The sequence below is a fragment of the Ramlibacter sp. 2FC genome (genome assembly GCF_005503345.1).
In the GTDB taxonomy this organism is placed as follows: Bacteria; Pseudomonadota; Gammaproteobacteria; order Burkholderiales; family Burkholderiaceae_C; genus SCMQ01.
Map to the genome: position 1 here is coordinate 57,278 of NZ_SCMM01000013.1, position 23,431 is coordinate 80,708.

The 23,431-nt window shown below is 68.5% G+C and carries 23 protein-coding genes; 17 read left to right on the forward strand and 6 right to left on the reverse strand.

Annotated features, from left to right (window positions below; genetic code table 11):
* Positions 1-119 precede the first annotated feature (119 nt).
* Genes FFS10_RS08005 through FFS10_RS08030 form a run of 6 tightly spaced genes read left to right on the forward strand, consistent with a single transcriptional unit; the run spans position 120 to position 5,829 of the window.
* Positions 120-1,304 carry a substrate-binding domain-containing protein gene (locus tag FFS10_RS08005; protein WP_137893338.1) on the forward strand — a complete coding sequence of 395 codons (1,185 nt, stop codon included), beginning with the start codon at positions 120-122 and terminating at the stop codon, positions 1,302-1,304.
* A 35-nt stretch (positions 1,305-1,339) separates the two neighbouring features.
* Complete coding sequence (locus tag FFS10_RS08010; RefSeq protein ID WP_137893340.1) at positions 1,340-2,170, forward strand: ABC transporter ATP-binding protein; 831 nt, start codon at positions 1,340-1,342, stop codon at positions 2,168-2,170.
* On the forward strand, positions 2,167-2,892 hold the full coding sequence (locus FFS10_RS08015) for an ABC transporter ATP-binding protein (RefSeq protein WP_137893342.1): 726 nt from the start codon (positions 2,167-2,169) through the stop codon (positions 2,890-2,892). The genes FFS10_RS08010 and FFS10_RS08015 overlap by 4 nt, the downstream gene beginning before the upstream one ends.
* Positions 2,889-3,872: a branched-chain amino acid ABC transporter permease gene (locus tag FFS10_RS08020; RefSeq protein WP_137893344.1), complete on the forward strand. Its 984-nt coding sequence runs from the start codon at positions 2,889-2,891 to the stop codon at positions 3,870-3,872. The genes FFS10_RS08015 and FFS10_RS08020 overlap by 4 nt, the downstream gene beginning before the upstream one ends.
* Positions 3,873-3,877: 5 nt before the next feature.
* Positions 3,878-4,954 carry a branched-chain amino acid ABC transporter permease gene (locus tag FFS10_RS08025; RefSeq protein WP_137893346.1) on the forward strand — a complete coding sequence of 359 codons (1,077 nt, stop codon included), beginning with the start codon at positions 3,878-3,880 and terminating at the stop codon, positions 4,952-4,954.
* Positions 4,951-5,829 carry an alpha/beta fold hydrolase gene (locus tag FFS10_RS08030; protein ID WP_137893348.1) on the forward strand — a complete coding sequence of 293 codons (879 nt, stop codon included), beginning with the start codon at positions 4,951-4,953 and terminating at the stop codon, positions 5,827-5,829. Before FFS10_RS08025 ends, FFS10_RS08030 begins: the two co-directional genes overlap by 4 nt.
* A gap of 7 nt (positions 5,830-5,836) precedes the next feature.
* On the opposite strand, the gene FFS10_RS08035 is transcribed toward FFS10_RS08030, so the two are convergent.
* Positions 5,837-6,202 carry a hypothetical protein gene (locus FFS10_RS08035; RefSeq protein WP_137893350.1) on the reverse strand — a complete coding sequence of 122 codons (366 nt, stop codon included), beginning with the start codon at positions 6,200-6,202 and terminating at the stop codon, positions 5,837-5,839.
* Between the two features lies 1 nt (position 6,203).
* The gene (gene hemH / locus FFS10_RS08040; RefSeq protein ID WP_137893352.1) at positions 6,204-7,295 is read right to left on the reverse strand and encodes a ferrochelatase; all 1,092 of its coding nucleotides are present in this window, start codon (positions 7,293-7,295) and stop codon (positions 6,204-6,206) included.
* A 19-nt stretch (positions 7,296-7,314) separates the two neighbouring features.
* On the opposite strand from hemH, the gene FFS10_RS08045 reads away from it, so the two are divergent.
* Positions 7,315-8,013, forward strand: a complete 699-nt coding sequence (locus FFS10_RS08045; protein ID WP_137893354.1) for an HAD family hydrolase — start codon at positions 7,315-7,317, stop codon at positions 8,011-8,013.
* A gap of 49 nt (positions 8,014-8,062) precedes the next feature.
* Here the strand turns inward: FFS10_RS08045 and FFS10_RS08050 are convergent, their stop codons facing one another.
* From FFS10_RS08050 to FFS10_RS08060, 3 genes are all read right to left on the reverse strand, one after another.
* Entirely contained in the window at positions 8,063-8,827 is a 765-nt protein-coding gene (locus tag FFS10_RS08050; RefSeq protein WP_137893356.1) for an aldolase/citrate lyase family protein, read from the reverse strand.
* A gap of 21 nt (positions 8,828-8,848) precedes the next feature.
* Positions 8,849-9,760: a 2-hydroxy-3-oxopropionate reductase gene (locus tag FFS10_RS08055; RefSeq protein WP_137893358.1), complete on the reverse strand. Its 912-nt coding sequence runs from the start codon at positions 9,758-9,760 to the stop codon at positions 8,849-8,851.
* A 235-nt stretch (positions 9,761-9,995) separates the two neighbouring features.
* Positions 9,996-10,745: a FadR/GntR family transcriptional regulator gene (locus tag FFS10_RS08060; protein WP_137893360.1), complete on the reverse strand. Its 750-nt coding sequence runs from the start codon at positions 10,743-10,745 to the stop codon at positions 9,996-9,998.
* Between the two features lie 117 nt (positions 10,746-10,862).
* Here FFS10_RS08060 and FFS10_RS08065 point away from each other — a divergent pair, with 117 nt between their 5' ends.
* From FFS10_RS08065 to FFS10_RS08095, 7 genes are all read left to right on the forward strand, one after another.
* Positions 10,863-11,669 carry an NAD-dependent epimerase/dehydratase family protein gene (locus FFS10_RS08065; protein WP_137893362.1) on the forward strand — a complete coding sequence of 269 codons (807 nt, stop codon included), beginning with the start codon at positions 10,863-10,865 and terminating at the stop codon, positions 11,667-11,669.
* Positions 11,670-11,683: 14 nt separating this feature from the next.
* Positions 11,684-12,589: an SMP-30/gluconolactonase/LRE family protein gene (locus tag FFS10_RS08070; RefSeq protein ID WP_137893364.1), complete on the forward strand. Its 906-nt coding sequence runs from the start codon at positions 11,684-11,686 to the stop codon at positions 12,587-12,589.
* Between the two features lie 40 nt (positions 12,590-12,629).
* Positions 12,630-13,595, forward strand: a complete 966-nt coding sequence (locus tag FFS10_RS08075; protein WP_137893366.1) for a TRAP transporter substrate-binding protein — start codon at positions 12,630-12,632, stop codon at positions 13,593-13,595.
* A gap of 83 nt (positions 13,596-13,678) precedes the next feature.
* Positions 13,679-14,167: a TRAP transporter small permease gene (locus FFS10_RS08080; RefSeq protein WP_137893369.1), complete on the forward strand. Its 489-nt coding sequence runs from the start codon at positions 13,679-13,681 to the stop codon at positions 14,165-14,167.
* Positions 14,158-15,447 (forward strand): TRAP transporter large permease, encoded by a 1,290-nt coding sequence (locus tag FFS10_RS08085; RefSeq protein ID WP_137893371.1) that lies wholly within the window; start codon positions 14,158-14,160, stop codon positions 15,445-15,447. The genes FFS10_RS08080 and FFS10_RS08085 overlap by 10 nt, the downstream gene beginning before the upstream one ends.
* A gap of 42 nt (positions 15,448-15,489) precedes the next feature.
* Positions 15,490-17,085, forward strand: coding sequence for a galactarate dehydratase (gene garD, locus FFS10_RS08090; RefSeq protein WP_137893373.1), 1,596 nt, complete (start codon positions 15,490-15,492; stop codon positions 17,083-17,085).
* Between the two features lie 28 nt (positions 17,086-17,113).
* Positions 17,114-18,553: an aldehyde dehydrogenase family protein gene (locus FFS10_RS08095; RefSeq protein WP_137893375.1), complete on the forward strand. Its 1,440-nt coding sequence runs from the start codon at positions 17,114-17,116 to the stop codon at positions 18,551-18,553.
* Positions 18,554-19,203: 650 nt separating this feature from the next.
* Here FFS10_RS08095 and FFS10_RS08100 read toward each other — a convergent pair.
* A complete protein-coding gene (locus FFS10_RS08100) occupies positions 19,204-20,142 on the reverse strand; it encodes a LysR family transcriptional regulator (RefSeq protein ID WP_137893377.1) in 939 nt (312 codons plus the stop codon).
* 108 nt (positions 20,143-20,250) lie between these two features.
* Here FFS10_RS08100 and FFS10_RS08105 point away from each other — a divergent pair, with 108 nt between their 5' ends.
* From FFS10_RS08105 to FFS10_RS08115, 3 genes are read left to right on the forward strand one after another with little or no spacing between them, the layout of a single operon-like run.
* Positions 20,251-21,213 carry a Bug family tripartite tricarboxylate transporter substrate binding protein gene (locus FFS10_RS08105; protein WP_502702709.1) on the forward strand — a complete coding sequence of 321 codons (963 nt, stop codon included), beginning with the start codon at positions 20,251-20,253 and terminating at the stop codon, positions 21,211-21,213.
* A 5-nt stretch (positions 21,214-21,218) separates the two neighbouring features.
* Complete coding sequence (locus FFS10_RS08110; protein WP_137893379.1) at positions 21,219-22,238, forward strand: 4-hydroxythreonine-4-phosphate dehydrogenase PdxA; 1,020 nt, start codon at positions 21,219-21,221, stop codon at positions 22,236-22,238.
* A 9-nt stretch (positions 22,239-22,247) separates the two neighbouring features.
* The gene (locus FFS10_RS08115; protein WP_137893382.1) at positions 22,248-23,420 is read left to right on the forward strand and encodes an L-rhamnonate dehydratase; all 1,173 of its coding nucleotides are present in this window, start codon (positions 22,248-22,250) and stop codon (positions 23,418-23,420) included.
* The last annotated feature ends 11 nt before the right edge of the window (positions 23,421-23,431 follow it).

A 23,431-nucleotide genomic window follows, 5' to 3' on the forward strand; every position in this document is an offset into this window, starting at 1 on the left:
TCTGTTTTTTGGGCAATTTTCCGTTCGCTTTCTTGAAACTCCTTGCAAATCAAGGGCTTGCTGAGTGGGCACGGTCCATGCTGTAGCTGCCTGGCCTGTCACACAACAAGGAGACCGTCATGCAAAGCCGCACCCTCATGGCCCTGGCTGCCGTCGCCGCGCTCGCCGCGCCCGTCGCCTTCAGCCAGTCCGGTGAGATCCGCATTGCCCATGTCTACAGCAAGACCGGTCCGCTCGAAGCCTATGGCAAGCAGACGGCGACCGGCTTCATGATGGGGCTGGACTACGCCACGGGCGGCAGCATGACGGTCGCAGGGAAGAAGCTGGTGGTGATCGAGAAGGACGACCAGGGCAAGCCCGACCTGGGCAAGAGCCTGCTGGCCGCTGCCTATTCGGACGACAAGGCCGACCTCGCCGTCGGCCCGACCTCGTCCGGCGTGGCGCTGGCCATGCTGCCGGTGGCCGAGGAATACAAGAAGGTGCTGCTGGTCGAGCCCGCCGTGGCCGATTCCATCACCGGCGAGAAGTGGAACAAGTACATCTTCCGCACCGGCCGCAACAGCAGCCAGGACGCGATCTCCAATGGCGTGGCGCTGGACAAGCCGGGCACCGTGATCGCCACGCTGGCGCAGGACTACGCCTTCGGCCGCGACGGCGTCAAGGCCTTCAAGGACGCGGTCAAGAAGGCCAAGCTGGTGCATGAGGAATACCTGCCGACCAGCACCACGGACTTCACCGCCGGCGCCCAGCGCCTGATCGACAAACTCAAGGACCAGTCGGGGCGCAAGGTGATCTTCATCATCTGGGCCGGCGCGGGCAACCCGTTCAAGATCGCGGACCTGGACCTCAAGCGCTACGGCATCGAGATCGCCACCGGCGGCAACATCCTTCCGGCCATGGCCTCGTACAAGAACTTCCCCGGCATGGAGGGCGCGGCCTACTACTACTTCGGCATCCCCAAGAACCCGGTGAACGAGGCCATGGTGGCCCAGCACTACAAGCAGTTCAAGGCGCCGCCGGACTTCTTCACGGCCGGCGGCTTCTCGGCGGCCATGGCCGTGGTCACGGCGCTGAAGAACAGCAGGGGCGACGCCAGCGCCAACAGCTTGATCAAGACCATGGAAGGCATGAGCTTCGACACGCCCAAGGGCAAGATGACCTTCCGCAAGGAGGATCACCAGGCCATGCAGAGCATGTACCACTTCAAGATCAAGGTCGACCCGGCCTTCGCCTGGGGCGTGCCCGAGCTGGTGCGCGAGATCAAGCCCGAAGAAATGAACGTTCCGATCAGGAATCAGCGCTGAACGCGAGCGTGCCCGGTACGCCCGGGCTGGCGAACATGCTTGAAACCCAAGACCTCACGGTCCGCTTCGGCGGGCATGTGGCGGTCAATGCCGTCTCCTGCCGCTTCGAGCCGGGCACATTGACCGCCATCGTCGGGCCCAATGGCGCCGGCAAGACCACTTATTTCAACCTGATCTCGGGCCAGCTCAGGGCCACGGCAGGGCGCGTGCGCCTGAACGGGCAGGACCTGTCGGCGCTGCCGGCCTCGGCGCGCACCCGCGCCGGCCTCGGTCGCGCCTTCCAGCTGACCAACCTGTTTCCCAACCTCTCGGTGCTGGAGAACGTGCGACTGGCGGTGCAGGCCACGCGCGAGGGCGCGCACCGGCGCGGCCTCGACCTCTTCAGCATCTGGAGCGACCACGGGCAGCTCACCCAGCGCGCGCGCGAGATCCTGGCCTCGGTGGCCATGGGGGCGCAGGAGGCCATGGCGGTGGCCAGCCTGCCGCACGGCGACCAGCGCAAGCTCGAGGTGGCGCTGCTGATGGCGCTGGAGCCCCAGGTCTACATGTTCGACGAGCCCACGGCCGGCATGAGCCACGACGAGGCGCCGGTGATCCTGAACCTGATCCGCGCGCTGAAGAAGGACCGCAGCAAGACCATCCTGCTGGTCGAGCACAAGATGGACGTGGTGCGCGAGCTGGCCGACCGCATCATCGTGCTGCACAACGGTGCCCTGGTGGCCGACGGGCCGCCGGCCGAGGTGATCGCCTCGCCCGTCGTTCAGCAGGCTTACCTGGGGGTAGGCCCCCAGGACGCCTGCGCGCAGGATGGGACGCCCCCCCAACCCGGCCTTCCCCCTCGAGGGGGAAGGAGGACAAACCCATGAGCGAGCCTCTCCTGACGCTGGAAGGGGTGCACACCCATATCGGCGCCTACCACATCCTGCATGGCGTCGACCTGGCCGTGCCGCGTGGACAGCTGACCCTGCTGCTGGGCCGCAACGGCGCGGGCAAGACCACCACGCTGCGCAGCATCATGGGCCTGTGGCAGGCCTCGCAGGGTTGCATCCGCTTCGGCGGCCAGGACATCACGGCCTGGCACACGCCGCAGATCGCGGCCCTGGGCATTGCCTACGTGCCCGAGAACATGGGCATCTTCGCCGACCTCACGGTCAAAGAGAACCTGCTGCTGGCTGCGCGCAGCGCAAGCCGCGCCAGCCAGATGGACGAGGCGCGGCTGGCCTGGATCTTCCAGCTTTTTCCCGCCGTGGAGAAGTTCTGGAACCACCCGGCCGGCAAGCTCTCGGGTGGGCAAAAGCAGATGCTGGCCGTGGCGCGCGCCATCGTCGAGCCGCGCGAGCTGCTGATCGTCGACGAGCCCAGCAAGGGCCTGGCGCCGGCCATCGTCGAGAACATGATCGAGGCCTTCCGCCAGCTGAAAGACCAGGGCGCGACCATCCTGCTGGTCGAGCAGAACATCCACTTCGCCAAGCGGCTGGGCGACCGCGTCGCCGTGATGGACAACGGCATCGTGGTGCACGCCGGGTCCATGCAGGCGCTGGCCGAGGATGAGGAACTGCAGCACACGCTGCTGGGGCTGGCCTTATGAACCAGCTGGACTTTGATTGGAAGCCGCTGGCCCTGGTGCCGGTGCTGGCCGTACTGGCCCTGCCGCTGGTCGGTTCGGGCTCGACCTGGCTCACGCTCACCGTGGCCGGCCTGGCCATGGGCATGATCGTCTTCATCATCGCCTCGGGCCTGACCCTGGTGTTCGGCCTGATGGACGTGCTCAACTTCGGCCACGGCGTGTTCATCGCGCTCGGCGCCTTCGTCGCCACCAGCGTGCTCGGCGCCATGGGCGACTGGACCGGCTCGGCCGAGCTCTGGCGCAACTTGGCGGCCGTGCTGCCGGCCATGGTGCTGGCCATGGCCGTGGCCGGCGCAATCGGCCTGGCCTTCGAGCGCTTCATCGTGCGGCCGGTCTATGGCCAGCACCTCAAGCAGATCCTGATCACCATGGGCGGCATGATCGTCGGCGAGGAGCTGATCAAGGCGATCTGGGGCCCGCAGCAGATCCCGCTGCCGCTGCCCCAGGCCCTGCGCGGCGCGCTGCTGCTGGGCGATGCGGCCGTCGAGAAGTACCGCCTGGTGGCCGTGGTGGTGGGGCTGGCGGTGTTCGGCGGGCTGGCCTGGACGCTGGCGCGCACCAAGCTCGGCCTGCTGATCCGTGCCGGCGTGCAGGACCGCGAGATGGTCGAGGCCCTGGGCTACCGCGTGCGCCGGCTGTTCGTTGCCGTGTTCGTGGCCGGCAGCGCGCTGGCCGGCCTGGGCGGCGTGATGTGGGGCCTGTACCAGCAGAACGTGGTGCCCCAGATGGGCGCCCAGGTCAACGTGCTGATCTTCATCGTCATCATCATCGGCGGCCTGGGCTCCACGGGCGGCGCGCTGATCGGCGCGCTGCTGGTCGGCCTGACCGCCAACTACGCCGGCTTCCTGCTCCCCAAGCTGGCGCTGTTCTCCAACATCGCGCTGATGGTGGCGGTGCTGCTGTGGCGGCCACAGGGCGTCTACCCGGTCGCCAACCGATGAAAAGCATGCTTCGTCGACTGCTCTCCAACGACTTCCCGCGCAGCCGCATCCTGGCCGCGCTGCTGCTCGCCGTGCTGCTCGGCCTGGCCTTCGCGCCCTTCGTGTTTCCCGGCGTCAAGGCGCTCAACGTCGCGGCCAAGGTGCTGGTGTTCGTGGTGCTGGTGGCCAGTTTCGACCTGCTGCTGGGCTACACCGGCATCGTGAGCTTCGCCCACACCATGTTCTTCGGCATAGGCGCCTACGGCATCGCGATCGCCAGCACGCGCCTGGGGCCTGGCTGGGCCGCGCTGGCGCTGGGCCTGGGGGCCGCGCTGCTGCTCTCGCTGCTGCTGTCGCTGGCCGTGGGCCTGTTCTCGCTGCGCGTGCGCGCCATCTTCTTCGCCATGATCACGCTGGCCGTGGCCTCGGCCTTCCAGACCCTGGCCTCGCAGCTGTCGGACTTCACCGGCGGCGAGGACGGGCTGACCTTCAAGCTGCCCGGGCTGCTCTCGCCCAGCTTCGAGTTCAGCGAGGAGCCCCTGCTCGGCGTCACGCTCGACGGCCGCCTGCTCAGCTACTATCTGCTGTTTGCCCTGGCCGTGGCGCTGCTGCTGATGCTGCTGCGCATCGTCAACTCGCCGTTCGGCCGGGTGCTGCAGGCGATCCGCGAGAACGAGTTCCGCGCCGAGGCCATAGGCTACCGCGTGGTGCTCTACCGCACGCTGTCCAGCGTGCTGTCGGCCCTGTTCGCCTGCGTGGCCGGCGCCATGCTCGCGCTCTGGCTGCGCTACAACGGGCCGGACACCTCGCTGTCCTTCGAAATCATGATGGATGTGCTGCTGATCGTGGTGATCGGCGGCATGGGCACGCTCTACGGCTCGGTCATCGGCGCGGTGCTGTTCCTGGTGGCGCAAAGCTACCTGCAGGACCTGCTGCGCCTGGCCAGCGAGGCCGCTGCCGCCTGGCCGCTGCTGGCCGCCGTCCTGTCGCCGGACCGCTGGCTGCTGTGGCTGGGCCTGCTGTTCGTGCTCTCGGTCTACTATTTCCCGACCGGCGTGGTCGGGCGCCTGCGCGCCAGCGTCATCCCGGGAGGGCGCTCATGAGTTTCACATCACATTACCTGCGCTGCGCCGGCCGCGAACTGCATTTCACCGACTGGGGCGCCGGCCACGCCGAGACCGTGATCGCCTGGCACGGCCTGGCCCGCACCGGGCGCGACATGGACGAACTGGCCGCTCACCTGGCCCAGCGCTACCGCGTGATCTGCCCCGACACCGTGGGGCGCGGCCTGAGCCAGTGGAGCGCGAACCCGCGCGAGGAGTACTGCCTCGCCTTCTACGCGCGCCAGGCCGCCGAGCTGCTGGACCAGCTGGGGCTGGAACGCGTGCACTGGGTCGGCACCTCCATGGGCGGCGCGCTCGGCACGGTCTGCGCGGCGGGTCTGCGCGAGCCCGGGCTCGAGGGCCGCATCCTCAGCCTGGTGCTCAACGACAACGCGCCCGAGCTCGCCCAGCCTGCGCTCGAGCGCATCAAGGCCTACGCAGGTCAGCCGCCGGCCTTCGACACCATGGTGGCGCTGGGGGACTTCTTCCGCGAGGTCTACCAGCCCTTTGGCTGGCTCAGCGACGCGCAGTGGCGCCGCCTGACCGAAACCTCGATGCGCCGCCTGCCCGACGGCCGCGTGACGCCGCACTACGACCCGGCCATGGTGCAGCAGTTCATCCATCATCCGGGCGACTACCTGATCTGGGACCACTACGACGCGCTCGAGATACCGGTGCTGTGCCTGCGCGGCGCCGAGTCCGACCTGGTGCGGCCCGAAACCGTCGCGGCCATGCGCGGGCGTGGCCCCGGCGCACGCGGCCTGCTGCAGGTGGTCGAGGTTCCGGGCTGCGGCCACGCGCCGGCGCTCAACGTGCCGCATCAGCTGAACCTGGTGTCGCGCTTCATCGACGCGGCGGCCGTCCGGTCGCGCTGAGGCGGGCTCAGTCCAGCCCGAAGCGCCCCCTGAAGGCCTCGCAGAACGCCGGGCTGCCGCTGAGCGTCAGGGTGAGGGTGTGGCGCGGCGCGCCCGTCGGGCCGACGCTCACCTCGAGCCGGCCCGTGGCCTCGTCGTAGTGCAGGGTTTGCGGCGCCGTCACCTCTTGTGCGCCCTGGAGTTCGTAGTCCCAGTCGTGCCCATCCTCCAGCGGCCCGCGGTCGGCGAAGGCCGCATGGGCCCAGCCCAGCACCTCGACGATCTCGGCGTGCAGGGCCTGCAGCTGCGGCGGCCCCACCGCGGCCATGGCCTCGAAGCAGCCCACGCCGGCCGTGTCCTCGCTGTAGTCGAATTCGAGGTAACGCAGGGCCATGCTATTGCTTCGCCCCCATGGCCAGGGCCGCGGCGCGCGAGGCGGCCAGGGTGGCCGGCTCGGCCTCGGTCTGGGTCGGCCAGCCGGCCAGGTGGCGCTCGGCGATCTGGCTCAGGGCCGTGATCCAATCCGGGCTGTCGTTGAGGCAGGGGATGTAGTGGAATTCCTTGCCGCCCGCCAGAAGAAAGGCCTGGCGCACCTCCTGGGCGATCTCCTCCAGCGTCTCCAGGCAGTCGCTGGTGAAGCCGGGGCAGACCACGTCGACGCGCTGCACCCCCGCCTTGGCCAGGGCGACCAGGCTGGGCTCGGTGTAGGGCTGCAGCCACTTGGCCTTGCCGAAGCGCGACTGGAAGCTGACCAGATACTGCTCGGGCGCCAGGCCCAGCTTCTGCGCCAGCAGGCGCGCGGTCTTCTGGCATTCGCAGTGGTAGGGGTCGCCCAGGCGCAGGGTGCGCTCGGGCACGCCGTGAAAGCTCATGACCAGCTTCTCGGGCCGGCCGTGGCTTTGCCAGTGGCGGCGTATGCCGCGCGCCAGCGCCTCGATGTAGCCCGCGTCGTCGTGGTAGCGGTTGACGAAGCGCAGCTCGGGGATGTGGCGGATCTGCGCCGCCCAGCCGTACACCGCGTCGAACACGCTGGCCGTGGTGGTGCCCGAATACTGCGGGTAGAGCGGCAGGACCAGGATGCGCGTCGCGCCCTCGGCCTTGAGCGCGTCGAGCTCGGAGGCGATGGCCGGGCTTCCGTAGCGCATGGCGTAGCGCACCGTCACCGCAGGCCCGCGCTCGCCCAGCCAGCCGCGCAGCAGCTTGGCCTGCTTGTCGGTCCAGAGCTTGAGCGGCGAGCCCTGGGGCGTCCAGATGCTGGCGTACTTGGCGGCCGATTTCCTGGGCCGCAGGCGCAGGATGATGCCGTGCAGGATCAGCCACCATAAGGGCCTGGGGATCTCGACCACGCGCGGGTCGCCGAGGAACTCGGCCAGGTAGCGGCGCAGCGCGGGGGCCGTGGGCGCCTCTGGCGTGCCCAGGTTGCACAGCAGGATGGCCGTGCGGCCGGCCTGGCCATGTTTGTATTCGGGTTCGGGTCGGAAAGGCATGCGGTATTCTCACCGACCTATGATCGATGTATCCGAGATCCGCGCCGTCACGATCGACCTCGACGACACCCTGTGGCCGATCTGGCCGACCATAGAACGCGCCGAGGCCGCGTTGCAGGCCTGGTTCGAGGCCCATGCGCCGGCCACGGCGGCCCTGTGCGCCGAGCGCGACGCGCTGCGCGAATTGCGTGGGCGCATCGACCGCCTGCGCCCCGAGCTTGCGCACGACATGAGCGCGCTGCGCCTGGAGGCGATCCGCCTGGTGCTGGCGCAGGCCGGCGAGGACCCGGCCCTGGCGCAGCCGGCCTTCGAGGTCTTCTTTGCCGAGCGCCAGCGCGTGGACTTCTTCGACGACGCGCTGCCCGCGCTCGAGTTCCTGAGCCGCCGCTACCCGGTGGTCGCCCTGTCCAACGGCAATGCCGACGTGCACCGCGTGGGCATAGGCCGGCATTTCCATGCGGCTGTCAGCGCGCGCGAATTCGGCGTGGGCAAGCCCGATGCGCGCATCTTCGAGGCCGCGGCGCGGGCCGCGGGCGTGGCGCCGTGCGAGGTGCTGCACATCGGCGACGACGCGCAGTTGGACGGCCTGGGCGCGCTCGACGCCGGCATGCAGATGGCCTGGGTGAACCGCGAGGGCCAGGCCTGGGTCCATGCGGCCCGGGCGCCGCACGCCACGGTGGACGACCTGCAGGCGCTGTGCCGCCTGCTCGAAGACTGACCGGGCGCGATGGGCCCGACGATCTACGGCATCGCGACCGCGCGCGCGCTCAGCCCTTGAAGCGCCCGGCCAGGGCCTCGGCGCTGTTGCGCAGCAGGTTCTGGTCGGCGCCCACGGCGACGAACAGGCAGCCGATGTCCACGTAATGCCTGGCCAGCGCCTCGTCGCCGGTCAGGATGCCGGCGGCCTTGCCGCAGGCGCGCACGCGCGCCACCGCGTCGTCGATCGCGGCCAGCACCTCGGGGTGTTTGGGGTTGCCCAAGTGACCGAGTGCGGCGGCGAGGTCGCCCGGCCCGATGAACACGCCGTCGATGCCGTCGACCCGGCAGATCGCCTCGAGGTTCTCCAGGCCCTGCACGGTCTCCACCTGCACCAGCAGGCACAACTCCTGGGCACAGCGCTTGCCGTAATCCTTGACCCGGCCGTAGTCACTGGCGCGCGGGGCGCCGGCGTAGCCGCGTACGCCGAGCGGGGGGTAGCGCGTCCAGGCGACGGCGTTGCGCGCCTCTTCCTCGGTCTGCACATAGGGCACCAGCAGGGTCTGCACGCCAATGTCCAGCAGCCGCTTGAAGGTCACCATGTCGTTCCACGGCGGGCGGACGATGGGGGTGGCGGTGCCCCCCGCCATGGCCTGCAGCTGGGACAGGATGGTCGGCACTTCGTTGGGCGAGTGCTCCATGTCGAGCAGCAGCCAGTCGAAGCCGCAGCCGGCGAGGATCTCGGTGCTGATGTTGCTGCACAGGTGTGACCACAGGCCGATCTGTTTCTGGCCGGACTGCACGGCGTGCTTGAAGCGGTTGACGGGAAGGTTCATGGCTGGGTCATCCCTGGGCACTCAGCCCTTGGCAATCTGGAAGTTGGCGGCCATCTCCAGCGCGCGCACCAGGCCGGAATGGTCCCAGCCGCCGCCACCATGGGCCACGCAGCTGCTCATGAGCTGCTGCGTGCTGGCGGTGTTGGGCAGGGACAGGCCCATGGCGCGGGCGCCCTCGAGCGCCAGGTTCAGGTCCTTCTGGTGCAGCGCTATGCGAAAGCCCGGGTTGAACTGGCGCTTGATCATGCGCTCGCCATGCACCTCGAGGATGCGGCTGGTGGCCAGGCCGCCCATCAGCGCCTGGCGCACCTTGGCCGGATCGGCGCCGGCCTTGGCCGCGAACAGCAGGGCCTCGCCCACGGCCTCGATGTTGAGGGCCACGACGATCTGGTTGGCCACCTTGCAGGTCTGGCCGCTGCCATGAGGCCCGATCAGCGTGATGTTCTTGCCCATGAGCTCGAACAGGGGCTTGACCTGCTCGAACACGGCTTCGCGGCCGCCGACCATGATGGTCAGGCTGGCGGCCTTGGCGCCGATCTCGCCGCCCGAGACCGGGGCGTCCAGGTAGTCGCAGCCCAGGGCCTCGATCCGCGCGGCGAAATCCTTGGTCGCGATGGGCGAGATCGAGCTCATGTCGACCACCACCTTGCCGACGCTGCCGTCAGCGCCGCGCTCGCTTTCCTTCAGGCCTTGGGCGATGCCGTTCTCGCCGAACAGCACATCGGCCACATGTGGGGTGTCGGGCACCATGGTGAACACGATGTCGGCCTGCCTGACCACCTCGGCGGCGCTGGCGCAGGCCTTGGCGCCTTGCGCCAGCAGGTCGGCCGGCGCGCCGCTGCGCGACTGCACGAACAGCTCGTGGCCGGCCGCCAGCAGGTGGCCCGCCATGGGGGCGCCCATGATGCCGAGACCGATGAATCCGAGTTTCATAGCGATGCTCCTGTCGTTTGTAGGGGTTGAAGTGGATCGGGTGTGGCGGCAACCTGCTCAGCGCAGCAGGCCGTCGTCGCCGGCCCTGGGCGCGACCCGCATGCGGGTGCGGTGGCGCCGTGCGGGAAGGTGGGTCGGGGCTTGGGACTCATTTTTGGGGTCGATTAAATGTTGGCAGACATCGTACAACATGAGGCATGCCGAGGCATGCCGAGGCAACCGGGCCGGCCCCTTGTCAGGCGTCGGCGGGCTGGCTCCGGCGCAGGCGTTCGCGGCTGTTGCTCAGGTGGGTGCGCATGGCGGCGCGCGCGGCCTCGGTGTCCTGGTTGCGGATCGCGTTGAAGATGCTCTCGTGCTCGCCATGCACGCGCTGCAGGTAGCTCAGCCGCCCCTCGGGCGCCTGGCCGGGTGTGTTGATGCGGGTGCGCGGGATGACCATGGTGCCCAGGTAGGTCATGAGGTCCGCGAAATGCCGGTTGCCGGTGGCGCGCGCCACCTCCATGTGGAACTGGAAGTCCGAGGGCACGGCGTCCGACTCACTCTCGATCGACTGCTGGAAGGCGCGCAGCGCGGACGCCATCCCCTCCAGGTGGGCTTCGGTGCGGCGCTGCGCGGCCAGGCCGGCGGCCTCGGTCTCCAGGCTGATGCGCAGCTCCAGCAGGGCGATCACGTCGGCCACGGTGGCGAGGTCCTCCTGCGCGATGCGGAAGTTGCCGGGTGCCGGCGGCTCGATCACGAAGGTGCCTATGCCGTGCCGCGTCTCGACCAGGCCAGAGGCCTGCAGGCGCGAGATGGCCTCGCGCACCACGGTGCGGCTGACGTCGAAGCGGGTCATGATCTCGGCCTCGGTCGGCAGCTTGTCGCCGGCCTTGAGCTGGCCCTGGCGGATGCCGGTGGCCAGGCTGTCCACCACGCCGCTGACCAGGCCGCGGGAGCGGCGTGCCGGTGCCGCCGGAGCGGGGGACGGGGGAGCGGGTGCTTGCATGGTGGCCGTGGGTAAATGGGCTTGACAGCGGAAACCTAAGCATACAGAATCCATAGTCATCAGACAACAGATAACATACGAACCTCCGGGTTCATCGACGCCAAAGGAGATGGGTCCATGACGATCAAAGTGCATGAGCGGCTGCTGCTCACCGGTGCCGCAGGCGGCCTGGGCAAGGTGCTGCGCGAGAGGCTGAAGGCCAATTGCGAGGTGCTGCGCCTCACGGACCTGGCGGACCTGGGCCCGGCGCAGCCGGGCGAGGAGCTGGTGCAGGCCGATCTGGCCGACGCTGCCGCGGTGCACGCCATGGTGGAAGGGGTGCAGGCCATCGTGCACCTGGGCGGAGTGTCGGTCGAGGCGCCCTGGGGGCCCATCCTGCAGGCCAACATCGTGGGTGCCTACAACCTCTACGAGGCCGCGCGCAAGCAAGGGGCCAGGCGCGTGGTGTTCGCGAGCTCCAACCATGTCACAGGCTTTTACCGCCAGGACGAGACCATCAACGCCAGCCACCCGCCGCGCCCGGACGGCCTGTACGGCCTGAGCAAGGCCTTCGGCGAAGATCTGGCGCGTCTGTACTTCGACCGCTATGGCATAGAGACCGCCTGCGTGCGCATAGGTTCTTCCTTCACCGAACCCAAGGACCGGCGCATGCTCGCCACCTGGCTCAGCTACGACGACCTGCATCGCCTGGTCACGGCCTGCCTGACCACGCCGGTGCTGGGCCACAGCATCATCTTCGGCATGTCGGACAACGCCGTGACCTGGTGGGACAACAGCCAGGCCCGCCATGTCGGCTACCGGCCGCAGGACAGCTCCGACCGCTTCCGCGACGCGGTCTACGCGCGCACGCCGCAGCCCGACCTCGGCGACCCCGCCGTGCAGTACCAGGGCGGCGCCTTCGTGCGCACCGGTCCCCTCGAGTGACGGTGGCCCCGCAGATGAGCGAGGTTCGAATCGTCGCCCCCACGCGCGACCGCGTGGGCGAGTCGCCGGTCTGGGACGCCCGGGCCCAGGCGCTGTACTGGGTCGACATCGAGGGCCGCCACATCCGCCGCTGGGACCGCCTGCGCAACGAGACCCTGAGCTGGGACCTGCCGCAGCGCGTGGGCTGCATCGCCCTGGCCGAGGACGGCGGGCTGGTCGCCGCGATGGAGAGCGGCATCTTCGCCGTCACCCTGGGCGCGCCGCCGCAGGCCGAAGTGCGGCTGCTGGCCGAGCTTGCCCACCCGGCGCCCGGCATGCGCTTCAACGACGGCCGCTGCGATGCCCGGGGCCGGCTGTGGGTCGGCAGCATGGTGATGGACATGTCGCTCGCCGTGCCGCTCGGCGGCCTGTACTGTCTGGACGCGCGCGGCCTGACCGGGCCCCATGTCGAGGGGCTGGTCACGCCCAACGGCCTGGGCTTCAGCCCCGACGGCCGCACGCTCTACCTGTCCGACTCGCACCCCACGGTGCAGAAGATCTGGGCTTTCGACTTCGATGCCGAAACCGGCCGGCTGTCGGGGCGGCGCCTGTTCGTCGACATGGCGCCGCTGCCGGGCCGGCCCGACGGCGCCGCGGTCGACGCCCAGGGTCATTACTGGATCTGCGCCAACGACGCGGGCCTGGTGCACCGCTTCGATCCCGAGGGGCGTCTGGTCGAGTCGCTTGCCGTGCCGGTCTCCAAGCCCTCGATGTGCGCCTTCGGCGGGCCGGACCTGCGCACCCTGTTCGTGACCTCGATACAGCCGACCCCGGTGCCCCCCGGCGAGCGCGCCGTCAGTGGCGCCGTGCTGGCGCTGCAGCCTGGCGCGCCGGGCCTGTCCGAGCCGCGCTTTCTTGGCGCAGCGTTCTCCGCTTGCTGATTCCTGCTCTTATTTCCAACCACTGTCCGAAGGAGACAACATGAAGACCCTGCCGAAACTGCTGGCGGCCCTGCTGGGCGCCCTGGCCCTGTCCGCCCAGGCCACCGAGTTCCGTTCGTCCGACACCCACAATGCCGATGACTACCCCACGGTGGCGGCCGTCAAGCACATGGGCGAGCTGCTGGCGCAAAAGAGTGGCGGAAAGCACAAGATCAAGGTCTTCAACAAGGCCGCGCTCGGCTCCGAGAAGGAGACCATCGACCAGGTCAAGATCGGCGCGCTCGACATGACGCGCGTCAACGTCGCGCCCATGAACTCGATCTGCCCCATGACCATGGTGCCGACCATGCCCTTCCTGTTCCGCTCGGTCGAGCACATGCGTCATTCGCTGGACGGCCCGGCCGGCGAGGAAATCCTCAAGAGCTGCGAGTCGGCCGGCTTCATCGGCCTGGCCTTCTACGACAGCGGCGCGCGCTCGATCTACGCCAAGAAGCCGATCAAGACCGTGGCCGACGCCAAGGGCCTGAAGATCCGCGTGCAGCAGTCCGACCTCTGGGTGTCGCTGGTCAGCGCCATGGGCGCCAACGCCACGCCCATGCCCTATGGCGAGGTCTACACCGGCCTCAAGACCGGCCTGATCGACGCCGCCGAGAACAACATCCCCTCGTTCGACACGGCCAAGCATGTCGAGGCCGTGAAGGTCTACTCCAAGACCGAGCACTCCATGGCGCCCGAGATCCTGGTGATGTCCAAGATCGTCTGGGACAAGCTGCCCAAGGCCGAGCAGGACATGATTCGTGCCGCCGCCAAGGAGTCGGTCGTGTTCCAGCGCAAGAAGTGGGACGAGCAGGAAGCCAAGTCGCTGGCCAGCGTCAAGGCCGCCGGCGCCCAGATCGTCGAGGTCGACAAGGCCTCGTTCCAGGCCGTGATGGGCCCGGTCTACGACAAGTTCATCACCACCCCCGACATGAAGCGCCTGGTCAAGGCCGTGCAGGACACCAAGTAATCCGCGATACCAGGCCCGGGCCTCGCGCCTGCGTCCGCGCCCCCGGGCCGGGCAGGGCGCGCGTCCGGCTGGAGGAATAGACCATGTTCACCAAATTCTGTGCGGCGCTGTCCAAGCTCAGCCTGGTGCTGGCCGTGATCGGGCTGATCGCGGTCGTGCTGTGCGTGCAATGGCAGGTGATAGGCCGCTATGTCTTCAACGACACGCCGACCTGGGCCGAGGCCCTCGCCATGCTGCTGGTCCTGTTCGTGACGGCCTTCGGCCTGGCCGTGGGCGTGCGCGACGCCGGCCACATCGGCCTCGAGTCCCTGGTCGGGCTGCTGCCCGAGAAATGGCAGCACCGGATCGAGCTGCTGATCCACCTGCTGGTGGGCAGCTTTGGCGCGCTGATGGTGCACAGCGGCTGGCAATGGGCCAGCGCCAAGTGGGCCGAGAAGAAACCCATGCTGCCCGTGCCGGACGGCATCGACTACGTGCCCGTCGTCATTGCCGGCGCCCTGATTGTCTTGTTTTCGATCGAACATATCGTCGCCCTGCTGCGCGGCGAGGAAGTGGAGCCGGCATGGAACTGAGCATTCTTGCCTTGAGTTTTACCGTGCTGCTGCTGCTGGGCGTGCCGGTGGCCTTCGCGATCGGCCTGTCGTCGGTCGCCACCATCCTCGCCGCCGGCCTGCCGGTCGCCGTCGTGTTCCAGAAGATGGTCGGCGGCATGCAGGTGTTCAGCTTTCTGGCGATTCCCTTCTTCGTCTTTGCCGGCGAGCTCATGCTCTATGGCGGCATTGCCGACCGCATCGTGCGCTTCGCCAACAGCCTGGTCGGCCATGTGCGCGGCGGCCTGGGCATGAGCAACGTGCTGGGCTGCACCATCTTCGGCGGCGTGGCCGGGTCGCCGCTGGCCGACGTGTCGGCGATCGGATCGGTGATGATCCCGCTGATGAAGAAGGAGGGCTACGACGCCGACTACGCGGTCAACGTGACCACGCACGCGGCCCTGGTCGGCGCCATCATGCCGACCTCGCACAACCTGATCATCTTCACCCTGGCCACCGCGGGCATCGCCTCGGTCAGCGTGCTCGGGCTCATCCTGGCGGGCCTGGTGCCGGCCATCATCCTGACGGTGTGCAACATGGCGGCCGCCTACTGGGTGGCGGTCAAGCGTGGTTACCCGACCAGTGGCAAGTTCCCCGGCTGGGCCATGGTGCTGAGCGCCTTCCTGGCCTCGCTGCCGGGCCTGTTCGTGGTGGTGATCATCCTGGGCGGCATCCTGTCGGGCGCCTTCACCGCGACCGAGTCGGCCTCGATCGCCGTGGCCTGGGCCTTGGTCGTGACGGTGTTCGTCTACCGTTCGCTGACCTGGCACAACTTCCTCAAGGCCTGCGCCAAGGCCTGCAAGACCACCGGCGTGGTGCTGCTGCTGATCGGCATCTCGGCGGCGTTCGGCTACTTCATGGCCTTGTACGAAGTGCCGCAGAAGACCGGCGAGCTGATGCAGATGATCAGCACCAGCCCCTGGGTCATCTTCCTGATGATCAACGTGCTGCTGTTCATCCTGGGCACCTTCCTCGACATGGCTGCCACCATCCTGATCTGCACCCCGATCTTCCTGCCGATCGCGATGCAGTTCGGCATGGACCCGCTGCAGTTCGGCATCGTGATGCTGATCAACTGCGCGCTGGGACTGAACACGCCGCCTGTCGGCTCGGTGCAGTTCGTGGGTTGCGCGATCGGGGAGATCTCGGTGGGCCAGGTGATGCGCACCATAGGCCCGTTCTACGGTGCGCTCGGCGCCACCTTGCTGGCCGTGACCTACGTGCCCGCGTTCTCGCTCTGGCTGCCCTCGCTGCTCAAGTGATGGCGCCTGAGCCCCCGTCTCGTCGTTTTTGAAGACATTGCCATGCAACCGCAAGCACCCAAGCCGCCTCTGACCATACGCATGCACGAGGCCGACAACGTGGCCATCGTGGCCAACGATGGTGGCCTGCCCGCGGGCACCGTGTTCCCCTCGGGCCTCACGCTGCGCGACAAGGTGCCGCAGGGCCACAAGCTGGCGCTGGTCGACATCGCCGAGGGCGAGCCGGTGCGCCGCTACAACGTGACCATAGGCTACGCGCACCAGGCCATCCCGGCCGGCAGCTGGGTGCACGAGCGCCTGCTCAAGATGCCGGCGGCGCGCGAGCTCGAGGGCCTGCCCATGGCCACGCGTCCCGCGCCCGAGCTGCCGCCGCTTACGGGCTACACCTTCGAGGGCTACCGCAACGCCGACGGCTCGGTGGGCACGCGCAACATCCTGGCCATCACGACCACGGTGCAGTGCGTGGCCGGCGTGGTCGAGTTCGCGGTCCAGCGCATCAAGCAGGAGCTGCTGCCGCGCTTTCCCAATGTCGACGACGTGGTGGGCCTGGAGCACACCTACGGCTGCGGCGTCGCGATCGACGCGCCCGACGCCGTGATCCCGATCCGCACCGTGCGCAACATCACGCTGAACCCCAACTTCGGCGGCGAGGTGATGGTGGTGAGCCTGGGCTGCGAGAAGCTGCAGCCCGAGCGCCTGCTGCCGCCCGGATCGATTCCCCTGGTCGACGAGCGCAGTGTGGCCGACGTGGGCGTCAACGCCGAGGCGGGCCTGGACGTGGTCTGCCTGCAGTCGGAAGAGCACGTGGGCTTCATGTCCATGATCGATTCCATCATGGCCTCGGCGCTGCTGCACCTGGAGCGCCTGAACGACCGCCGCCGCGAGACCGTGCCGGCCAGCGAGCTGGTGGTCGGCGTGCAGTGCGGCGGCAGCGACGCCTTCAGCGGCGTCACCGCCAACCCGGCCGTGGGCTTTGCGGCCGACCTGCTGGTGCGCGCCGGCGCCACCATCATGTTCAGCGAGAACACCGAGGTGCGCGACGCGGTGGAGCAGCTCACCAGCCGCGCCGCCACGCCCGAGGTGGCTTCGGACATCGTGCGCGAGCTCGGCTGGTACGACCGCTACCTGGACCGCGGCCGGGTGGACCGCAGCGCCAACACCACGCCGGGCAACAAGGCCGGCGGCCTGTCCAACATCGTCGAGAAGGCGATGGGCTCGATCATCAAGAGCGGCAGCGCGCCCATCTCCAGCGTGCTCGCGCCCGGCGAGAAGCTCGCGCCGGGGCAGAAGGGCCTGGTCTACGCCGCTACGCCCGCCAGCGACTTCATCTGCGGCACGCTGCAGCTGGCTGCCGGCATGAACCTGCATGTCTTCACCACGGGACGCGGCACGCCTTACGGCCTGGCCGAATGCCCGGTGGTCAAGGTGGCCACGCGCAGCGACCTGGCGCGGCGCTGGCACGACCTGATGGACATCAACGCCGGCCGCATCGCCGACGGCGAGGCCACGATCGAAGAGACGGGCTGGGAGCTGTTCCGCTTCCTGCTCGACGTGGCCAGCGGCCGCAAGAAGACCTGGGCCGAGCAGTGGAAGCTGCACAACGCCCTGGTGCTGTTCAACCCGGCGCCCGTGACCTGATTCCTTTCATCCAAACCATAGACACACCATGACCCAAAGACACGACAACCTGATCAACGGCGAATGGCTGGCCGGTACCGGCTACGCGCCCAACCTGAACCCCAGCAACCTGGCCGACGTGATCGGCGAGTACGCCCAGGGCGACGCGGCCCAGCTCGACGCGGCCGTGCGCGCGGCCCGGGCGGCCTTTCCCGCCTGGGCCACCAGCGGCATCCAGGCGCGCTTCGATGCGCTGGACAAAATAGGCAGCGAGATCCTGGCGCGCAAGGAAGAGCTGGGAACCCTGCTGGCGCGCGAGGAAGGCAAGACCCGCGCCGAAGGCATAGGCGAAGCCGCGCGCGCCGGCGCCATCTTCAAGTTCTTCGCCGGCGAATGCCTGCGCGGAGCGGGCGAGACCCTGCCCTCGGTGCGCCCCGGCATAGGCGTGGAGATCACGCGCGAGCCGGTCGGCGTGGTTGGCCTGATCACGCCCTGGAACTTCCCCATCGCCATCCCTGCCTGGAAGATCGCCCCGGCTCTGGCCTATGGCAACTGCGTGGTCTTGAAGCCCGCCGACCTCGTGCCCGGCTGCGCCTGGGCCCTGGCCGAGATCATCAGCCGCTCGGGGATCCCCGCCGGCGTCTTCAACCTCGTCATGGGCCGCGGCAGCGTCATCGGCGACGCCCTGGTCAACCACCCCGGCATAGACGCCATCAGCTTCACCGGCAGCCAGGGCGTGGGCGCGCGCATCGCCGCGGCCTGCGCGCAGAACCTCAAGAAAGTGCAGCTCGAGATGGGCGGCAAGAACCCGCAGGTCGTGCTCGACGACGCCGACCTGGCCCAGGCGGTGGAGCTCAGCGTGCAGTCCGCCTTCTACTCCACCGGCCAGCGCTGCACCGCGTCGAGCCGCCTGATCGTCACCGAAGGCATCTACCCGAAGTTCGTCGCGGCCATGCAGGAGCGCATGGCGAAGATCAGGGTGGGCGACGCGCTGGCCCAGGGCACCGACATCGGCCCCGTGGCCAGCCTGAGCCAGCTCGAGCAGGACCTGAGCTACATCGAAATCGGCCAGGGCGAAGGCGCGCTGCTGGCCGCCGGTGGCGAGCGGCTCAAGCTCGCCACCGACGGCTACTACATGACGCCCGCGCTGTTCAGCGAAAGCAGCCAGGACATGCGCATCAACCGCGAGGAGATCTTCGGGCCGGTGGCCAGCATCATCCGGGTCAAGGACTATGAAGCCGCACTGGCCTGCGCCAACGACACGCCATTCGGCCTCTCGGCCGGCATCGCCACCAGCAGCCTCAAATACGCCACGCACTTCAAGCGCCACAGCCAGGCCGGCATGGTGATGGTGAACCTGCCCACGGCGGGGGTGGACTACCACGTGCCGTTCGGCGGGCGCAAGGGTTCGAGCTACGGACCGCGCGAACAGGGCCGCTATGCCCAGGAGTTCTTCACCACGGTCAAGACGGCCTATACGCTGGCTTGATTGGTTCTCGGGTTAATCGCGCTGCACCTCGCGCCGCGGCAGGCGGTGCCCGGCGGGGGCTCATACTGTGGCGGTCGGCGCCCTGCGCCGACTCCGCTGCGATGCTCGCACCGGGGTCGCGCCGCATAACTCACTGCGCGATCTTCGATCGCTCCGTTCAGACAGATGCGGCGAGTCAGTTCACGAAGCGCGCTGCGCGCGCCGACCCCGGCGCTGCGCTTCTCGCCGCCACAGAAATCGTCCCCACCGGACACCGCCTGCCGCGGCAAAGTGACCAAGTAGCGCCCGTTACTGTTGGCGCGCCAACAGCGTCTCTGCAAAGGCGTGCGCGGGCAGGCCGCAGCGCGCCTTGAGGGTGCCGAGGAGCGCAGGGCGCATGGCCGCGCGCGCAGCGCGCTTCGTGATCTGACTCGCGGCATCTGTTTGAGCGCAGCGCCGGAACGGCGCGTAGCGAGTTATGCCGCGGGCCATGCGCCCGAGCACCGCAGGGCAGTCGACGCGCAGCGGCGACCGCCCTCATTGAAGCGCTGCGGCCTGCCCGTGCACGCCTTTGCCGCGCACCGCTACGAGCCCCCGCCGGGCACCGCCTGCCGCGGTGCGAGGTGCAACGCCCGTGAGACGGCTCTGATTCAGGAACAGGCGCTGCGGGATCAGCCCAGCGGCGCAGCGGTCTCGCGAAGCAGCGCCAGAAAGCGCGCCGCCGGACCGCTGGCGGGCCGGTCGCGCCGCAGGATGCTGCCGAAAGACTCGAGCCGGTGGCGCAGCGCATAGGGCAGCACGCGCAGCAGCCCGTGCTGTTCGTAGCGCGAGGCGATGGTCTCCGGGATCACCGCGATCATCTGGCTCTGGGCGATCAGGTTGGTGGTGGTGAGGATGGACGCGGTTTCGATCAGGCCCTGCGGCAGCGGCGCCTGGTGCGAGCGGAACTCCTGCTCCATCACCTCGCGCAGCGGGCTGCCCCGGGGCTGCAGGATCCAGGGATAGGCGAGCAGTGCCTTGAAGGCCAGGTTGGGCCTGGCCGCCAGCGGGTGCTCGACCGCCGCCACCACGGACAGCGCCTCCTCGGCGACGGGCGTGAACAGGTGTTCGTCCGCCGAAATCCCGGTCACACGGCCCACCACCAGGTCCAGCTGACCTTGCTGCAGCAGCTCGAGCAGCCGGTCGCTGGTGCCCACCGTGATCTCCACCGACAGCAGCGGGTAGAGCGCCTTGAGTCGGATCAGCGCGCCGGTCAGCAGGGCAGGGGAGGCGGCCATGATGCTGCCGATCGACAGCTTGCCGGCGCTGCCCTGGTGCAGCGCCTTGAGCTCCCGGCCCAGGGCCTCCAACGTGCCGCGCATGCCGTGGAAATAGGCCAGCACGCAGCGCCCCGCCTCGGTCAGGCGCAGGCCGCGGCCGACCCGGTCGAACAGCGCCTGGCCGAGCGCGTCCTCCAGCTCGTGCAGCATCTTGGTGGCCGCCGGCTGGGTCATGCCCAGCTGCGCCGAGGCGCCGCGCAGGGTGCCTTGCTCTTCGATCGCGAGTAGCAGCGATACCTGGCGCATGCGCAGGCGATTGAGCAGTTGGATCGACCTAGGGTTTGTGTCCATATTTGATAGCCTGAGGATATCAATAAATATCAAACTTTCAATTTACGTTATTTAATCCGAGGCCTACCATCGCCTTCATCAATGACCTTTTGTGCGTAGGAGACAGGCATGAAGATGAAGAAATGGTGGATGGCGGCGCTGGCGGGGCTGGCGCTTGCGGGCGCGGCCCAGGCCCAGGAATGGCCCGGCCGCTCGGTGCGCATCCTCGTGGGTTCCGCGCCGGGCGGCGGCACCGACGCCATGGCGCGTGCGATCGGCGACCGTCTGGGCCCGCTGCTCAAGCAGCCCGTGGTGGTGGAAAACCGGCCCGGCGCCTCCAACACCCTGGCCGCCGACGTGACGGCCAAGTCCACCGACGGCCACACCCTGCTGATGGGCGTGTCCACCGCCCACGCGATCGCGCCGCACCTGCTCAAGCTCGGCTACGACAGCAACAAGGACCTGGTGCCCGTGGCCTTCGTCGGCGCCGTGCCCAACGTGCTGGTCGTGACCAACAGCCTGCCGGTGGATTCGCCGCAGTCGCTGATCAAGCTGGCCAAGAGCCAGCCCGGCAAGCTCAATTACGCGACCAGCGGCGCCGGCAGCACCCAGCACATCGCGGCCGAACTGTTCAAGGACGTGGCGGGCGTGTTCATCACCCACATCCCCTACCGCGGCAGCGCCCCGGCCACGGTGGACCTGATAGGCGGCCAGGTGCAGATGAGCTTCGACACCCTGCCTTCGGTGATCGGCCACATCCGCAGCGGCAAGCTCAAGCCCCTGGCCGTGGCCGCCGCCAAGCGCAATCCCCAGTTGCCCAATGTGCCGACGCTGGCCGAGTCGGGCGTGCAGGGTGTCGAGATGAGCGCCTGGTACGGCCTCTACATGCCGGCCAGCACGCCCAAGGCGGTGCAGGAGCGCGTGCACGAGGAGGTGAGCAAGATCCTGGCCATGCCGGAAACCCGGTCCCGCCTCGAAGGCCTGGGTTCGGAGGTCGCGCCTATGACCCAGGCACAGTTCGCGCAGTTCCATGCGGCCGAGTACCGGCGCTTCGGCGACATCATCAAGAAGAACAACATCAAGCTGGACTGAGGGCCATGACGCAACCCAAGCTTCCCGTGGTGGCCTTGACGCTGGGCGACCCGGCCGGCATCGGCCCCGAACTGATCGCCCGCCTGCTGGCCCGCCCCGAGACCACCCGCAGCGCCAACGTGGTGCTGGTCGGCGACCCATGGCTCTGGGCCGAGGGCCAGCGCATCGCCGGCGTGCAGGTCGCCACCGAGCCGCAGCCCAGCCTGGCCGCGGTGCGCGGCCGAGCCGACCGCACGCGCCCGGCCTTCGTCGCCATGGACACGGTCGCAGAGAGCCAGGTTCAGCGCAGCCAGGCCCAGGCTGCCGGCGGCGCCTCGGTGCTCAAGGTGCTCAACGCCTGCATGGACGCTGCCCAGCGCGGCGAGATCGACGCCATCTGCTTCGCGCCGCTCAACAAGCATGCGATGAAGCAGGGGGGCCTGAAGCACGAGGACGAGTTGCACCACTTCGCCGAGTACCTGGGCGTGAGCGGTTATTTCTGCGAGTTCAACACCCTGGGCGAGCTCTGGACCTCGCGCGTGTCCTCGCACATCCCGCTCAAGGACGCCGCAGGCTACCTGAGCAAGGACCGCGTCAAGGACGCGGCCAGGCTGATCTACCGCTCGCTGCAGGCCAGCGGCATGGCCCGGCCCAGGGTGGCCGTCGCGGCCTTCAACCCGCATGGCGGCGACGGCGGCACCTGCGGCCGCGAGGAGGTCGAGATCATCAAGCCGGCCGTGCGCGAGCTCAATGCCGAGGGTCTGCCGATCGCCGGCCCGTTCCCGGCCGACACCATTTTCCTCAAGGCGCAGGCCGGTGAGTACCAAGCCATCGTGACCATGTACCACGACCAGGGCCAGATCGCGATCAAGCTGATGGGCTTCTCCAAGGGCGTGACCGTGCAGGGCGGTCTGCCGATCCCGATCACCACGCCGGCGCACGGCACGGCCTACGACATCGCCGGCCAGGGCCGGGCCGACGCCAACGCCATGAGCAATGCATTCCAAATCGCCTGCCGCATGGGTGCGGCAGGCCTCAACGACTGAGAGACCGCCATGAAGATCAAATCCGTACGCGCCCGTGTTTTCGAGTGGAAGGGCAAGACCGTTCCTCCCCAGGGCAACTTCTGCTCCAACGCCATGGACCTGGTCTATTCGAAGACCGAGACCATGAGCACCTTCCGCTTCCATTCCTGGACCGTGGTCGAGATCGAGACCGACTCGGGCATCGTCGGCCTGGGCAACGTGGCCCTGGCGCCGCGCATCGCCAAGGCCATCATCGACGAATACCTCGCGCCGCTGGTCATCGGCCAGGACCCCTGGGACTACGAATACCTGTGGCAGCGCATGTACCGCGCGACCCATGCCTGGGGCCGCAAGGGCGTGACCATGGCGGCCATCTCGGCCGTCGACCTGGCGATCTGGGACATCCTGGGCAAGAGCGTGAACAAGCCGGTGTTCAAGCTGCTGGGCGGGCGCACCAAGGAAAAAATTCCCTGCTACTACTCCAAGCTCTACCGCACCGACATCCAGGAGATGCAGGCCGAGGCCGAGAAGTACCTCAAGCAGGGCTTCACCATGTTCAAGTCGCGCTTCGGCTACGGCCCGGCGCACGGCACCAAGGGCGTGGCGGAAAACCTCAAGGCCGTGGCGGCGCTGCGCGAGGTGATCGGCTACGACAACGACCTGATGCTCGAGTGCTACATGGGCTGGAACGTCGAGTACGCCAAGCGCATCCTGCCCAAGCTCGAGAAATTCGAGCCGCGCTGGGTGGAGGAGCCGGTGATCGCCGACGACATCGACGGCTATGCCGAGCTCAACCAGCTCACCAGCATCCCGATCTCGGGCGGCGAGCACGAGTTCTCGCTCTACGGCTTCAAGCAGCTGCTCGAGCGCAAGGCCGTGTCGGTGGTGCAGTACGACACCAACCGCGTGGGCGGCATCACGGCCGCGCACAAGATCAACGCGCTGTGCGAGGCCTACAGCGTGCCCGTGATCCCGCACGCCGGCCAGATGCACAACTACCACCTGACCATGAGCTCGCTGGCCTCGCCCATGAGCGAGTATTTCCCGATGTTCGACGTCGAGGTGGGCAACGAGCTCTTCTACTACATCTTCGACGGCGAGCCGGTGGCCGACAACGGCTTCCTGCAGCTCGACGACGACAAGCCGGGCCTGGGCCTCACGCTCAAGACCGAGTTCCTCGACCAGTTCAACATCATCGAGTGAGCCAAGGGAAA